Source organism: Chryseobacterium indologenes (assembly GCF_001295265.1).
Lineage (GTDB): Bacteria > Bacteroidota > Bacteroidia > Flavobacteriales > Weeksellaceae > Chryseobacterium > Chryseobacterium indologenes_A.
The window spans coordinates 253,289-267,496 of record NZ_LJOD01000002.1; the positions used below are offsets into that span (position 1 = coordinate 253,289).

The following is a 14,208-nucleotide window of genomic DNA, read 5'->3' on the forward strand; positions in this document are numbered from 1 at the left end:
TTTTAATTCACCATTAATTTACCGGCTTTATCCACTGCTTTTTTGAGTGCGTTTAATTTATTATTAACCTCCTGCAGCTCATTTTCAGGTACAGATCTGGCTACAAGCCCTGCTCCGGCCTGATAATACAGGGTATTGTTTTTGCTTAAAAAAGTACGGATCATAATGGCCTGATTGCAGCTTCCGTTGAGGCCGATCATCCCAATACAGCCTCCGTAATAGCCGCGGGAATCTTTTTCATACTGATTAATAAGCTGAAGAGCTTTATGTTTGGGAGCACCGCTTAAAGTTCCCTGCGGAAAGGTAGCTGATACCATTTCCAGAGGATTGATGTTTTCCTGAATATCAGCTGTAACTTCACTTACCATATGAATGACATGGGAGAATAGCTGGATTTCCTTAAGTTTGGTAACCGTTACATTTTTACCCAGTTTACCGAGGTCATTTCTGGCAAGGTCTACCAGCATGGTGTGCTCTGCATTTTCTTTGGGATCATTTTTTAGTGCTTCAATGGATTGAAGATCAGTCTCAAAATCTCCCGTTCTTTTAAAAGTTCCTGCAATAGGATGTATTACGGCCTTCCCGTTTTTAATGATCAGCTGGCTTTCCGGGCTGGATCCGAATAATTTGTAATTTCCGTAATCAAAAAAGAAAAGATAGGGTGAGGGATTGATATTTCTTAAAGCACGGTAGACGTTGAATTCATCTCCTTTAAACTTCTGTTCAAACCTTCTGCTTAAAACCAGTTGAAAGACATCACCTCTCATACAGTGTTTCTGGGCAGTTTTTACCAGTTCTATATATTCTTCATCGGTTAGATTAGATATTTCATCACCGGTTTTTTCAAAAGGGTAGACGGGGGTATTCTGATTTTTAATAAGGTTTTCCAGCAGATAAACTTCAGATTTTATACCGCTGATCTGGTTTTCAATGATATGCATTTCATCATTGTAATGGTTGATGGCGATAACGTATTGATATAACCTGTAGCGGAGGATAGGAATTTCTACTTCCGGGCTTTGTGGCTTCAGGCTGATGTTCTCAAAAAATTGTACAGCCTCAAAACTGGTATATCCGAAAAGACTTTGAGCGGTCTGTTCAACCGGATCTGCAGAGGATTCGCTTTCGAAAACAGTACGGAATTCATCAAATATTTCTGTAATATTCCGTTCCCCGATAAACTGTTTTACGGGATCGGAACCGGGAAGTTTCACTTCAAATTCGCTGAGGTTTTTAACTTCTATTCCTGCAATGGCATTAACGGCAATAAAAGAGAAATTATTATCAATGTTTTTTGAGTCCGAGCTTTCCAGGAGGATGGTATCACGGAAGCGGTCCCGGATCTGAAGATAAATATTCATCGGGGTATGAAGATCACCCAATGTTTTCTTTGAAACGGTTTTTATTTTAATTTTTTGAATAGACATCTGCTGTTTTTTTTGTTGGTTTACTGAGATTGAATCATAAAAAAAGGCTTCAACGGAATCCGTCAAAGCCTATATATTGTTTTTGCTTATTTCTATTGTAAAATTAACAACAGGACAATACTTCCAGACCCGACGAAGAGTTTGAAAGCCACCACCACATATTGTTGTTGATATTTAACATGGGACAAATGTAGAAATTTTTTTTGATACAGAAATAAAAAAAATGAAAATAAAAGAACTTTAATACACTTTACCGGTAGTTTGCCCGGTAATATCGTACCCCTTTCGCTCCTACAAACAGCATAAGAATTCCCATGAATCCAAAAAAAGCAATTAATAAATATGTGTTTTTCTGGTGTGCTTTATTGTAATCGTCCATCGTTAAGTACTGAAGATTATTTTTATGAATTTCAACAATACTTATGGTGTTGTTACGTAAATAGTTTTCAGGAAACGGGATTTTCTCCGATCTTAAAATTTTACTTCTGAATTCTGTACTTTCAATCGAGAAGCTAAGGGTATCATCCTGTTTGTTTTCAGACATCAATTCATGAGTATAGGTTTGATCTATTACAATACTGCCTATCACAAACTTTATTTCCGGATATTCTTTTAAGCTGATGATTAGCGTTTCGCTACCTCTTTTTCCCTTTTTAATTTTAATATTCTCCTTTAAAACTCCTTTTATTTCAGTACTATTATCAAAGGTTACCCGTTGTTTCATGGAAGCCTTAACGGCAATGAAAAAGAAGATGAAACATGAAATGAAACAAATCCAGATCATTCTCACATTTGTTTTTTTTTCTATAAAGTCTGTTTTCAATGGATAATAGTTTAAATTATATAAAATGCAGATGCAGTTCAAATGATAATTTGCACAGTTTATAAATTAAGATCTGTTTTATGGCCCTTTCCAACTAAACTGCTATCTGGAGCTGTCTGATTCTCTTTTTAATTCCTCGAGTTTATTCCTGTATTCAGGTTCTTCGTATAACTGCAGATATGCTTCCAAGGCATCGGAATATTCCCGGATAAATTCCTGATTGGTCCTGTCTGCTTCATATTTGATTCTTGCGGAATTTACCGGACCGAGCTTTTCATATCTGAGCATCTTTTTTCCCTCTTCTGACTGATAGTAAAGGATCACAATATTTTTTTCATACCCCGGAATATATTTTACGGGGAATGGCTTTTCAGTCTCCGGAATTCTGATTGCATTTTCAATAGGGTAAATAGAGGCTGTTGTAGTGGAAAAGAATGTAGCAATATATTTTCCATCCTGTTTTTTTACAATAGCTTCGTAATCATGGATGTACATGTCATTTAAGGTAGAGTTGGTTTCAACATCTGAAGTAATAACAGCAATACTCTCTGTTCCGTATTGGTTTAAAAACCAGGCGTTCAGATACTGTCCGGCAAAACCGTTCAGAATAGCTAAAGGAAGAATCGGAATGAGAAGCCATGCTTTTTTTGTCAGAAATGAAAGCAGTCCGAAGAACAGCAGAAGGACAATCACAGTATAAAAACCATGATGGCTGGTGAAAAACAGTATTTTAGAAATAAAAATCATAGTTTAAATTTAAAATTATCTGTGAGAATTGCTGCTATAAAGTCGTTAAATTCTGTACAAATATCATGAATGTGGACAGATGTCATGATCTGAAACACTTATTTTTTATATTTTTGTCTAAATTTTATAGAAAAAATAATGAAAAAAGTATTAGCAATCGCATTCATCGGAGGTTTATTGGCTGTAAGCTGCTCTAAAAAACCTGATCATTCATTACAGGACAGCAACACGATGCTGCCGGAACCGGACGCTCCAACTGTAGCTGCAGATTCTACAGCTAAACCTGCTGCAACACCAGCTGCTGCTCCTGCAACTGCTGCTCCTGAAGCTGCTAAAACAGATTCTACAGCAAAAAAATAATGAAAAAATTACTTTTGGCAGGAGCTATGGGATTGCTGATCCTTTCCTGTTCTAAAAAAGAAAATACGGTGGCAGAAAGTCTGCCTTCTGAGACCAGTACGGCTTCAGAACCGGCAAAATCTGATCTTTCCGGTGAGCAGATTATCGGAACATTAGACTGTTCAGGGTGCCATGCCGTTAATGAAAGAATGATAGGACCTTCTTATAAGGAAATTGCAGAAAAGTATTCTGATAAAGATATTGAACTGCTGGCTTCTAAGATTATAGAAGGCGGAAGCGGAGTTTGGGGAGGCGTTCCGATGGCTGCCCATCCACAGGTTTCGAAAGAAGATGCCAAAAAAATGGTAGCCTATATTTTAAGCCAGAAAAAATAAAATATGGCTGCTGAAAAATCCAGTCTGCACACAAGAAATCTGCATCGGGATCCCTATGATTTTGAGCAGCTTATTTCTTGTGTGCCAGAACTGAAACATTATGTTTTTGTGAATGCCCACCAGACGGTAACCATCAATTTCAGCATTCCTAAAGCCGTAAAATTACTGAACAAAGCGTTACTGCTCCATTTTTATAGTATCAAAGACTGGGATATTCCGGAGATCAACTTATGTCCTCCTATTCCCGGACGGGCAGATTACATCCATTATCTTGCCGATTTGCTGGCAGATCAGCATCCGGAAATTCCGACAGGAACTTCGGTAAAAGGATTGGATATCGGAACGGGAGCTAATCTTATCTATCCTTTGCTCGCTAACAGGTCTTACGGATGGACAATGACCGGAACGGATATTAATAAGGATTCATTGGGAAATGCACAGCTTATTTTGAATCAGAATCCTGATTTATCATCTTTTATTCATGTAAAGCAGCAGCCGGATTCCAATCATATATTCAAAAATATTATAGACCCTGGTGAGCAATTCATGTTTTCTATGTGTAATCCTCCTTTTCATGATTCAGAAGAATCTGCATTAAAAGGAAGTTTCAGAAAAAGAAAAGGCCTGGGACAGTCAAAGTCCCGAAAGCCGCTGCTTAATTTTGGAGGACAGCAATCTGAATTATGGTGTGAAGGAGGCGAACTGGCTTTTATCTCAAAGATGATTGAGGAGAGTTCTTCTTACTCTTCGCAGGTTTTATGGTTTACATGCCTGGTTTCAAAAGGTGACAACCTTCATAAATTAACAGCACTCATCAAAAAAATAAAAGCCGTGGATTTTAAAATCATTGATATGGCCCAGGGGCAGAAGGTCAGCAGAATTTTGGCCTGGACGTTTGTACCGGAGATGGACAGATCCGGCTTTAAAAGCCAATAGTCAATTTTGCTTTGCAAGTCAATAGTGAATTGTGGTAACTTGTGAAAATTCACTGCGAAGCAAATTAACAATTGTCCATTCACATTTTCATAGGCCTCTCATCTCTTCGTCTATTATCTTTTCTCTTTTCCTTACTTCTGTCCTTCTTTCCAGCAGAAACTCCCTTACCAACTGCCATTTAATAAATTTCTGATAAAAGACATTGACGGTCAACTCAAAAATCCCTAAATTTGTACGCTTTTAGAAAAATAAGAAATGCAATTATCAGAACAAGAAATCATTAGGAGAGAAAAGCTGAACAAGCTTACTGAAATGGGGATTAATGCGTTCCCTGCGGATGAGTATACCATTACAGATACTACAGAATCTATAAAACAGGATTTTTCTGAAAATAAACAGGTGAAGATCGCTGGTAGATTAATGTCCCGCAGAATTCAGGGGAAGGCTTCTTTTGCAGAATTGCAGGATTCTAAAGGGAAAATCCAGGTTTATTTCAACAGGGACGAAATCTGTCCGGGAGACGATAAGGAATTATACAATGAAGTGTACAAGCACCTTTTAGATATCGGTGATATTATTGGTATTGAAGGTACCTTGTTTACTACGCAGGTGGGGGAAAAGACAGTTTTGGTAAAGAATTTTACATTGCTTACGAAGGCTTTACGTCCGCTTCCACAGGCTAAAACAGATGAAAACGGAGTCGTACATGACGGATTTACAGATCCTGAACTGAGATACAGACAGCGTTATGTAGATTTAACGGTAAATCCGCAGGTGAAAGAAATCTTCGTAAAAAGAACAAAACTGTTCAATGCCATGAGGACGTTCTTCAACGATGCCGGATATTTTGAGGTTGAAACGCCTATTTTACAGTCTATTCCGGGAGGAGCAGCTGCAAAGCCGTTTATCACGCATCACAATGCTTTAGACATCCCATTATATTTAAGAATTGCTAACGAATTATATCTGAAAAGACTGATTGTTGGTGGATTTGACGGGGTTTATGAGTTCTCGAAAAACTTCAGAAACGAAGGAATGGACAGAACCCACAACCCGGAATTTACGGCAATGGAAATCTATGTAGCCTATAAGGACTACAACTGGATGATGGATTTCACTGAGAAATTACTGGAATTCTGCGCAATTCAGGTGAATGGAACTACAAAAGCTACCTTTGGAGAGCATGAGGTGGATTTCAAAGCACCTTACCCAAGAGTCTCCATGACAGAAGCCATCCTGAAATTCACAGGTTTTGATATTACAGGAAAAACGGAGAAGGAATTATATGATTTCGCCAAGTCAATCGGTATTGAAGTGAACGAAACAATGGGTAAAGGAAAATTAATTGATGAGATCTTCGGTGAAAAATGTGAAGGAAACTTCATTCAGCCGACTTTCATTACAGATTATCCTATTGAAATGTCCCCACTGACTAAAAAGCACAGAAGCAAAGAAGGCTTAACAGAGCGTTTTGAATTGATGGTATGTGGTAAAGAAATTGCCAATGCCTATTCAGAGCTTAATGATCCAATTGATCAGAGAGAGCGTTTTGAGGCACAGATGGCTTTATCAGAAAGAGGAGATGATGAGGCAATGTTCATTGATCAGGATTTCTTAAGAGCTCTTGAATACGGTATGCCGCCAACTTCAGGTTTAGGAATCGGTATGGACAGATTAATCATGTTCCTTACCAATAATGCATCCATCCAGGAAGTATTATTCTTCCCTCAGATGAGACCTGAAAAAACAGTTCCTCAGATTGAATTGGGAGAGGACGAAAAAGTAATCCTTGAGATCCTGAATTCACAGATAGAACCAATGGCTTTAGCTGAAGTAAAAGACAGAAGCCAGTTATCAGGAAAAAAATGGGATAAAGCTTCCAAGACTTTAACCAAAAATAACCTGGTGAAAGTAGAAAAGATTGATGAAAATCTTTTGATGAAACTGGTTTAAAATCTAATAAGATAAAAAAAGACTGCCTCACAATTTAAGCAGTCTTTTTTTATAAAGTAACATTGGTATATCGCTTCTGATATTCTGCATTATAACAATAACGAGGAAAATAATTTTGCTGTTTTTTCTAAACCTGAACAGCCCTCATGTTCATAAAGCTTTACTTCATCATGATTAAGCCTGATCCATACAGTCCATAAACTATTACTTCCGCAGGTTACTTAAAAGCAAGATTGGATCATTTTTTTTTTAAACTGTATAGATAAAACTCAACGCTGATCAACTCAAAATCTTTTAAATTATACTCCTCTGAATTCATTGACTTTCTTTTTTCCATTTCCGAAGTTGTGCCCTGAAATTCTTAAACGGGGCCACCGTATTAATATGAATCCATTTCCAAACCGGCCATTTTGCAGGAGTGGTTGCCCATTTTCTCTGCTCCGGAAGAAATAAGGCCTCATCATCAAGATTTTCTATCCATTGGACAATTTCATCTACCTGTTTTCTCAGCAATTCTCTTTGCTGCTGCAGGCTGTAAGAACTGTATTCTTCATAAAAAGATTCATATAACCCTTTTAAATTATTCCATTTGTATTCCGGTGTGGGAGTTTTTACATCAATACCTCTCTTCTCATCAGATTCCCATTGTAAAAGAAGGCTGGTCCAGCCCAGCTGGTAGGAAATATTTTGAGCAGGCGTTTTATCAGCTCCCGGTTTCAGAAGATCTTTTTCCCCTTCCTTAATATCATTGAATTCCTGATCATAAAGCAGATAATTCTTTCTTATGGTGTCAATAAGGTCTGCTTTGTCTTTATACTGAATCATTCGTTATTTTCTCTGTTTGCTGAATGATGCCATCAGGTAAAACAGAAACGGGAGAATGAACAGAGAGCCCAGCATCAGAGCCCATCCTAAAGCTGCGATGGTTTTCGGAGGAGCTGTATGCGCAAGTAATGAAAGGTGCTGCCCGTTTCCTAATAAAATGATATCCGGATTATGCTGATAGGTAGCAGCAACAAGGATCATTACCATCTGGAAGCCCGCAAGAGCGCGTACCGGAAGTAGTTTTTGTCTGTTCATAGCCCGAAGAATAAGCAATAAGGCAATAGTAGCAAAAGCAATTGCCATAATTCCCAAAGGCTTTGAAAATACCCACATCAAAAGAGGAATGTCTGAAAGATAGGCGGTTAAAAATACCAGTATTCCGGTGATCACTACAAAGATCATGGTCTGTTTGGATTTCCTGATCATCAGGAGCAGATCTGCTTTATCCCGGGTTTCCCTTAATGAAAAAATGGAAGCCAGGTAAGCACAGAGAGCTACGGTAAATAATCCCACAGAAACCCCGAACCAGTTCAGCCAGCTGAAAATATACAGATCCAGAAAACCAACGGTATCAGGGTTTATAGAATGAGACACCGTAGCTGCAGCAATCAGCCCCAGAAAAAACGGGGTCAGAAGACTGGCATAATAAAAGATCTGGGTATATAAAATCTGCCAGTTGTCTTTCACGGCATCATAATGTCTGAATGTAAAAGCTGTTCCTCTTGCAATGATTCCTAAAAGCATCAATACCAAAGGAATATGAAGATAAGTAGACATTGTGGTATAAATTTCCGGAAAGCCTACAAAAAGAATCACAATTGCGATGATCAGCCACATATGATTGGCTTCCCATACCGGAGCAATGGATTCATACATGATCTCTTCCGTTTTATGACGTGCCTTTTTATGGGTGAAAAGCTCTACAATTCCTGCCCCGAAATCAGCTCCGCCTAAAATAATATAAAGACAGATAGAGAGCCAGAGAAAGCCTATAACAATGTAGATCATGATTTTTTGCTTTTATTGTTAAACTGAGGATCGGTAGGATCGTAAAGCTTCGGTACCATCTGAATTTGCCTTCTGAGCAGGAAAATAATAATCAGGGATAAGGAAACAAAAATAGCGGTAAAGAAATAAAAGGAATACTGTATTCCCGGCATTGGGGTTACCGCATCTATGGTTCTCATCACTCCGTAAATAATCCATGGCTGGCGTCCTACTTCTGTAACCGTCCATCCGGCTTCCAGAGCAATATATCCGAAAGGGGTAGCAATCAGAAATGTTTTTAAAAGCCAGTTTTTGGTGAGCCATTCTTTCCTGAAAAAATGAGCATACAGATAAACAGCTCCAATACATATCATAACTACTCCGAAGAAGATCATAATCTGAAAAGCATAATGTGTAACAGCAATCGGAGGCCACTCATCTCTTGGGAAATCATTCAGGCCCTTAACTTCAGAATTAAAGTCATTGCTTACCAGAAAGCTCAAAACCTTAGGGATCTTTATGGCATATTTTATTTCACCTTTTTCTTCATCAGGAATCCCTCCAATAACAAAAGCGGCTCCTTTTTCAGTCTCAAAATGAGCTTCCATGGCAGCAAGCTTAATAGGCTGTCTTTCAGCAACAGATTTGGCAGCAATATCACCGCTTAAAGGGGCACCGAATGCTCCTATTAATGCAAAACCGGCAGCAATTCTGAATGCTTTGGTATGAAATTCCACATTTTTCTTCTTCATAATCAGAAAAGCATGTACCCCGGCTACTGCAAATCCTGTAGCACAAAATGCAGCAACGGTCATATGAAGTGCCTGTGGAAACCACGCATCATTAAACATGGCTTTGATTGGATCAATATTCAGATACTGTCCGTTGATATAATCGAATCCGGAAGGAGAATTCATCCAAGCATTGGCGGCAACAACCAGAATTCCGGAGGCTAAGCCGCTTAACCCTACCAGAAATCCGCAGAACCAGTGGAACCATTTGTTGAATTTCTCCCAACCGTATAAAAAGAATCCTATTGCAATAGCTTCAATAAAAAATGCTGTTCCCTCTAAAGAAAAAGGCATTCCGAATATAGGTCCGGCATGTTTCATAAATCCGGGCCAGAGAAGCCCAAGCTCAAAAGAAAGCATTGTCCCGGACACGGCCCCCGTTGCAAACAGGATAGCAACGCCTTTACTCCATGCTTTGGTGAGTCCTTTATATACTTCATTATTCGTCTTAAGGTATTTCCAGTGGGCGAAAGCCATCAGAAAAGGCATGACCATTCCCACACAGGCGAAAATGATATGAAAGCCCAGCGAAATGGCCATCTGCGCTCGGGCAGCAATAAAATCATCCATACTATCAACTTTTGAGTAAATAAATTTACGGATAAATTATTGATGATGAATATGATTTACAACAGCAGGAATTTTAGAAATCAATTTTAACTTTGGTATTTTTTGAGAATATAATTTTTTTGCCAAAATAAAAAACACACAGATAATCATGGGAGAAAAAACTCATTCCGGCATCAGTCTTATGCCTTCATCTGCATCTGATACTATTCAACGGAATACATAGGGCTTATATAATTAAATTCATAACGGAATCCAGTAAAATTATTTCGGGGCAGGCAATAAAAAATTGATTCTTAAATGGTAATGAATTTTGTGAATTACTCTAAAAACACAAGCAGGCCCGGGTCTGCTTTCTTTATGCTGATAACAATACTTTTTTGACACTTTTTAACTTTCATACCTCGAAAAAAATCACGATATTTGTAGGTCTTTGCATTTGGCAGGATTTAATAATTTAATATGAGTCAGAAACAATATACAGCTAGTAGTATTCAGGCATTGGAAGGAATGGAACACGTTCGTATGCGTCCTTCAATGTACATTGGTGATGTAGGGACAAGAGGTCTCCATCATTTGGTTTATGAAGTAGTAGATAACTCTATTGACGAAGCGTTGGCAGGATACTGTGATACGATCTTTGTTGCAATTAAAGAAAGAAACGGAATTGAAGTAAGCGATAACGGTAGAGGTATTCCTGTTGATTTCCACGAAAAAGAACAAAAATCAGCTCTTGAAGTTGTAATGACCAAAATCGGAGCCGGAGGAAAGTTTGATAAAGATTCCTACAAGGTTTCGGGAGGTCTTCACGGAGTAGGGGTATCGTGTGTGAATGCACTTTCCAACGAAATGATCACTACCGTTTACAGAGACGGAAATGTATATCAGCAGGTATATTCCAAAGGAAAAGCACAAACCGAGGTTGAAGAAATAGGGCACAGTGACAGAAGAGGAACAAAGCAGTTTTTCCAGCCTGATGATACGATTTTCACAGAACTGGTTTATAACTATGATACTTTAGCCAGCCGTTTAAGAGAACTTTCCTACCTTAACAAAGGAATCACCATTACTCTTACGGATGAAAGAGAAAAATTGGAAGACGGTTCTTTCCGATCAGAGGTTTTTCATTCTGAAGGCGGTTTAAAAGAGTTTGTTGCCTATATCGATGGAAACAGAGAATCAATCATGGAGAATGTTATCTTCATGGAAGGCGAAAGAGATGATATTCCGGTGGAAGTAGCGATGCGTTACAATACCTCTTTCAATGAGAACCTGCATTCTTATGTGAACAACATCAATACTCATGAAGGGGGAACCCACCTGGCAGGTTTCAGACGTGCTTTAACGAGAACCCTTAAAAAATATGCTGATGATCTGGGAATTCCGCAGAAAGAAAAAGTAGACATTACCGGAGATGACTTCCGTGAAGGTTTAACAGCAGTAGTTTCTGTAAAAGTAATGGAGCCTCAGTTTGAAGGACAGACTAAAACTAAGCTTGGAAACTCTGAAGTTTCAGGTGCCGTAGATAAGATTGTTGGAGAAATGTTAACCAACTTTCTTGAAGAAAACCCTAATGAAGCAAAACAAATTGTACAGAAAGTGGTTTTGGCAGCAAAAGCAAGACAGGCTGCGAAAAAGGCCCGTGAAATGGTTCAGAGAAAATCCCCGATGGGAGGTTCAGGGCTTCCTGGAAAGCTTTCTGACTGTTCTTCCAAAGATCCGGCTGAATCTGAATTATTCCTGGTAGAGGGAGATTCCGCAGGTGGAACCGCAAAACAGGGAAGAGACAGACATTTTCAGGCAATCCTGCCTTTAAGAGGTAAGATCCTGAATGTGGAAAAATCTATGCTTCATAAAGTATATGATAACGAAGAAATCAAAAATATTTATACTGCGCTTGGAGTTTCTGTAGGAACAGAAGAAGACAGCAAAGCGTTGAATATGACTAAATTGAGATACCACAAAATTGTCATCATGACCGATGCTGATATTGATGGATCTCACATTTCTACCCTGATTCTTACATTCTTCTTCAGATATATGAAAGAGCTTATTGAAAATGGATATATTTACATTGCCCAGCCGCCTCTATATCTATTGAAGAAAGGAAATAAGAAAGTATATGCTTATAACGAAAAAGAGCGTGAGGAATTTACTCTGGAAATGTCTCCGGATGGAAAAGGAGTAGAAGTACAGCGTTATAAAGGTCTTGGAGAAATGAACCCGGAACAGCTTTGGGAAACAACGCTGAATCCTGAGCATAGAATTTTAAAGCAGGTAACCATTGATAATGCAGTAGAAGCAGACAGTATCTTCTCTATGCTGATGGGGGATGAAGTTCCACCAAGAAGAGAGTTTATTGAGAAAAATGCAAAATATGCTAAGATTGATGCGTAATTGTTAAAAATATAAATTAAAAAGGCTTCAGCAATGAAGCCTTTTTTTATAAATATCATTTAGATTAAAATAAAAAATTTAACAGTTATTAAGATTTTACTATTTTTGCGCAATTTTAATAACTATGATGAAATTTTTAATCTTAGGGGCATTCTCCACAGCCTCAATATATTTTGCCCAGACCTATCCCGTTTCTGCAATCCCCGAAAATTTAAAGAAAAACGCTGATGTTGTCATCAGGAAAGATTTCACAACTATTCAGATTAATAAAATTGATGAAATACAGTATACAAGTAATACCGTAACAACCGTTCTGAATAAAGAAGGAGATTCCAAAGCTGCTGTATATATTCCTTATAAAAAAGGCGATAATATTTCCGAAGTAAAAGTTACCGTGTATGATGAGAGCGGAAAGAAAATAAAAAGCTTTTCAAAATCTGATTTCGGAGACTTTGCGAATAACGGACAGGGAGTGTTTTATTCAGACAGCAGAGTTTTAGTATTGTCATATACCCCTGCTCAATATCCTTATACTATTGATTTTTCCTATAAGACCGAATTAGAGAATACTGCTTTTATTCCTGATTTTGTACCATTTTCTTCAACCAATACCTCTTTGGAAGAAAGCCAGTTTAAAATCATCAATAAATCAGGTATTGAGCTGAGAACCAAAACATATCCGTCAAAATATGACTATACATCCGTTTCATTTAATGATCTTGGAGGCGAAAAGATTTACTCCTATAAAAATGTTCCGGCTATCGATAATGTGCTGATGCTGCCTCAGCCTGTAAAAATTTTACCAAAAGTAAGTTTTGCGCTTTCTAAATTTAATTTAGAGGGAAAACAGGGAACTTTAAATAACTGGACAGATTTCGGAACCTGGTATTATAATAATCTTGTTGAGCCGGTTTCTATAGCTACTCCTGCAATCAAAGCTGAGGTTGAAGCCCTGAAGCTGACAGGTTCCACAGAGGAAAAAGTGAAGAAGCTTTTCCAGCATATGCAGTCGAAAACCCGCTATATATTTGTAGGACTTGGGATTGGCGGATGGCTTCCCATGCTTCCTGATGAGGTGCAGAAGAAAGGCTATGGAGACTGTAAAGGCCTTACCAATTATATGAAAACCTTACTGAATGAAGCAGGAATTCCTTCCAATTACTGTGTGATCAACTCCAGCTCTTCACAGGTCTCCTTTGATCCTGATTTTCCTACAATGGCAGGAAATCATGCTATCCTTATGGTTCCCACTGAAAAAGGAAATATCTGGCTTGAAAATACGTCCCAGCAGATTGCTTTCAATCATTTAAGTTATAATACAACAGACAGAAATGTTCTTGCTGTAACAAAAAAAGGAATAGAGCTCATCAATACCCCTTCCTATACAGCTGAGCAGAACGCTGAAAAACAGAAGATAAGAATCAGTATTAACGATGATAACAGTATTAATGGTGAGGCTCAGTTCACTTATACCGGAAGTCAGTATGACTTTAACCTGGCCTATGCCTACCGGTCTCCAAAGGAAAAAACAGAAACTGTGAAAAACAGATTTGATGTTTTGAATTTTGAAAAAGTTGAAGTGAAGAATTTTGTTAACGATAAAGATAATGCATCGATAAAGCTTGATATAGATTTTAAAGCCGGAAATTATTCTAAAAATGTGGGAAGCAGCTTAATTTTCAGAGCGGTACCTATTTTTTCCAATTACAATTACAAAGCCGATGAAAAAAGAGAGCTTCCGTTTGAAGTAGGGCAGTCCTATGAAGACGAATATGAAATAAGCTTTGCGATTCCAAAAAATTATAAAGTAGATGAGATTCCGGATAATGTACAGATTAATTCTGAATTTGGAAGCTATAAATTAAATATTGCCAAAAGTGATGGCGAAGTAAAAGTCACCAGACTTATTAAAATGAATAAAGGCATATTCCCGAAAGAAAAATATAATGAATATATGAGCTTTAGAAAAAAAATCGTCAATGGTGACAATTCAAAAATCTTAGTAACAAAAATATAAAACA

12 protein-coding genes are annotated in these 14,208 nt (G+C 37.9%); 6 read left to right on the forward strand and 6 right to left on the reverse strand.

All coding sequences use genetic code 11. The features are described from left to right. Positions 1–2: 2 nt before the first annotated feature. The 3 genes from AOB46_RS05215 to AOB46_RS05225 form a co-directional block, all read right to left on the reverse strand. Positions 3–1,427 carry an anthranilate synthase component I family protein gene (locus tag AOB46_RS05215; RefSeq protein ID WP_062697321.1) on the reverse strand — a complete coding sequence of 475 codons (1,425 nt, stop codon included), beginning with the start codon at positions 1,425–1,427 and terminating at the stop codon, positions 3–5. A gap of 250 nt (positions 1,428–1,677) precedes the next feature. After that, positions 1,678–2,211, reverse strand: a complete 534-nt coding sequence (locus AOB46_RS05220; RefSeq protein ID WP_131724321.1) for a hypothetical protein — start codon at positions 2,209–2,211, stop codon at positions 1,678–1,680. A 141-nt stretch (positions 2,212–2,352) separates the two neighbouring features. Next, positions 2,353–2,997, reverse strand: coding sequence for a hypothetical protein (locus AOB46_RS05225; protein WP_062697020.1), 645 nt, complete (start codon positions 2,995–2,997; stop codon positions 2,353–2,355). Between the two features lie 138 nt (positions 2,998–3,135). On the opposite strand from AOB46_RS05225, the gene AOB46_RS05230 reads away from it, so the two are divergent. The 4 genes from AOB46_RS05230 to lysS all read left to right on the forward strand — a co-directional run bounded on the left by AOB46_RS05230 (position 3,136) and on the right by lysS (position 6,620). After that, on the forward strand, positions 3,136–3,357 hold the full coding sequence (locus tag AOB46_RS05230) for a hypothetical protein (protein ID WP_062697021.1): 222 nt from the start codon (positions 3,136–3,138) through the stop codon (positions 3,355–3,357). Next, entirely contained in the window at positions 3,357–3,731 is a 375-nt protein-coding gene (locus AOB46_RS05235) for a c-type cytochrome (protein WP_062697022.1), read from the forward strand. Before AOB46_RS05230 ends, AOB46_RS05235 begins: the two co-directional genes overlap by 1 nt. Positions 3,732–3,734: 3 nt before the next feature. Further along, positions 3,735–4,667 (forward strand): 23S rRNA (adenine(1618)-N(6))-methyltransferase RlmF, encoded by a 933-nt coding sequence (gene rlmF / locus AOB46_RS05240; RefSeq protein WP_062697023.1) that lies wholly within the window; start codon positions 3,735–3,737, stop codon positions 4,665–4,667. A 255-nt stretch (positions 4,668–4,922) separates the two neighbouring features. Next, on the forward strand, positions 4,923–6,620 hold the full coding sequence (gene lysS / locus AOB46_RS05245; RefSeq protein WP_062697024.1) for a lysine--tRNA ligase: 1,698 nt from the start codon (positions 4,923–4,925) through the stop codon (positions 6,618–6,620). Between the two features lie 315 nt (positions 6,621–6,935). Here lysS and AOB46_RS05250 read toward each other — a convergent pair whose 3' ends face one another. Genes AOB46_RS05250 through AOB46_RS05260 form a run of 3 tightly spaced genes read right to left on the reverse strand, consistent with a single transcriptional unit; the run spans position 6,936 to position 9,793 of the window. Next, the gene (locus tag AOB46_RS05250; RefSeq protein WP_062697025.1) at positions 6,936–7,445 is read right to left on the reverse strand and encodes a ClbS/DfsB family four-helix bundle protein; all 510 of its coding nucleotides are present in this window, start codon (positions 7,443–7,445) and stop codon (positions 6,936–6,938) included. A gap of 3 nt (positions 7,446–7,448) precedes the next feature. Continuing rightward, the gene (locus tag AOB46_RS05255; protein ID WP_062697026.1) at positions 7,449–8,453 is read right to left on the reverse strand and encodes a cytochrome d ubiquinol oxidase subunit II; all 1,005 of its coding nucleotides are present in this window, start codon (positions 8,451–8,453) and stop codon (positions 7,449–7,451) included. Beyond that, positions 8,450–9,793 carry a cytochrome ubiquinol oxidase subunit I gene (locus AOB46_RS05260; RefSeq protein ID WP_062697027.1) on the reverse strand — a complete coding sequence of 448 codons (1,344 nt, stop codon included), beginning with the start codon at positions 9,791–9,793 and terminating at the stop codon, positions 8,450–8,452. The genes AOB46_RS05255 and AOB46_RS05260 overlap by 4 nt, the downstream gene beginning before the upstream one ends. 459 nt (positions 9,794–10,252) lie before the next feature. Here AOB46_RS05260 and gyrB point away from each other — a divergent pair, with 459 nt between their 5' ends. Together gyrB and AOB46_RS05270 are read left to right on the forward strand one after the other, a co-directional pair. Beyond that, on the forward strand, positions 10,253–12,187 hold the full coding sequence (gene gyrB / locus AOB46_RS05265; protein WP_062697028.1) for a DNA topoisomerase (ATP-hydrolyzing) subunit B: 1,935 nt from the start codon (positions 10,253–10,255) through the stop codon (positions 12,185–12,187). A gap of 124 nt (positions 12,188–12,311) precedes the next feature. Further along, complete coding sequence (locus tag AOB46_RS05270) at positions 12,312–14,204, forward strand: DUF3857 domain-containing protein (protein ID WP_062697029.1); 1,893 nt, start codon at positions 12,312–12,314, stop codon at positions 14,202–14,204. The last annotated feature ends 4 nt before the right edge of the window (positions 14,205–14,208 follow it).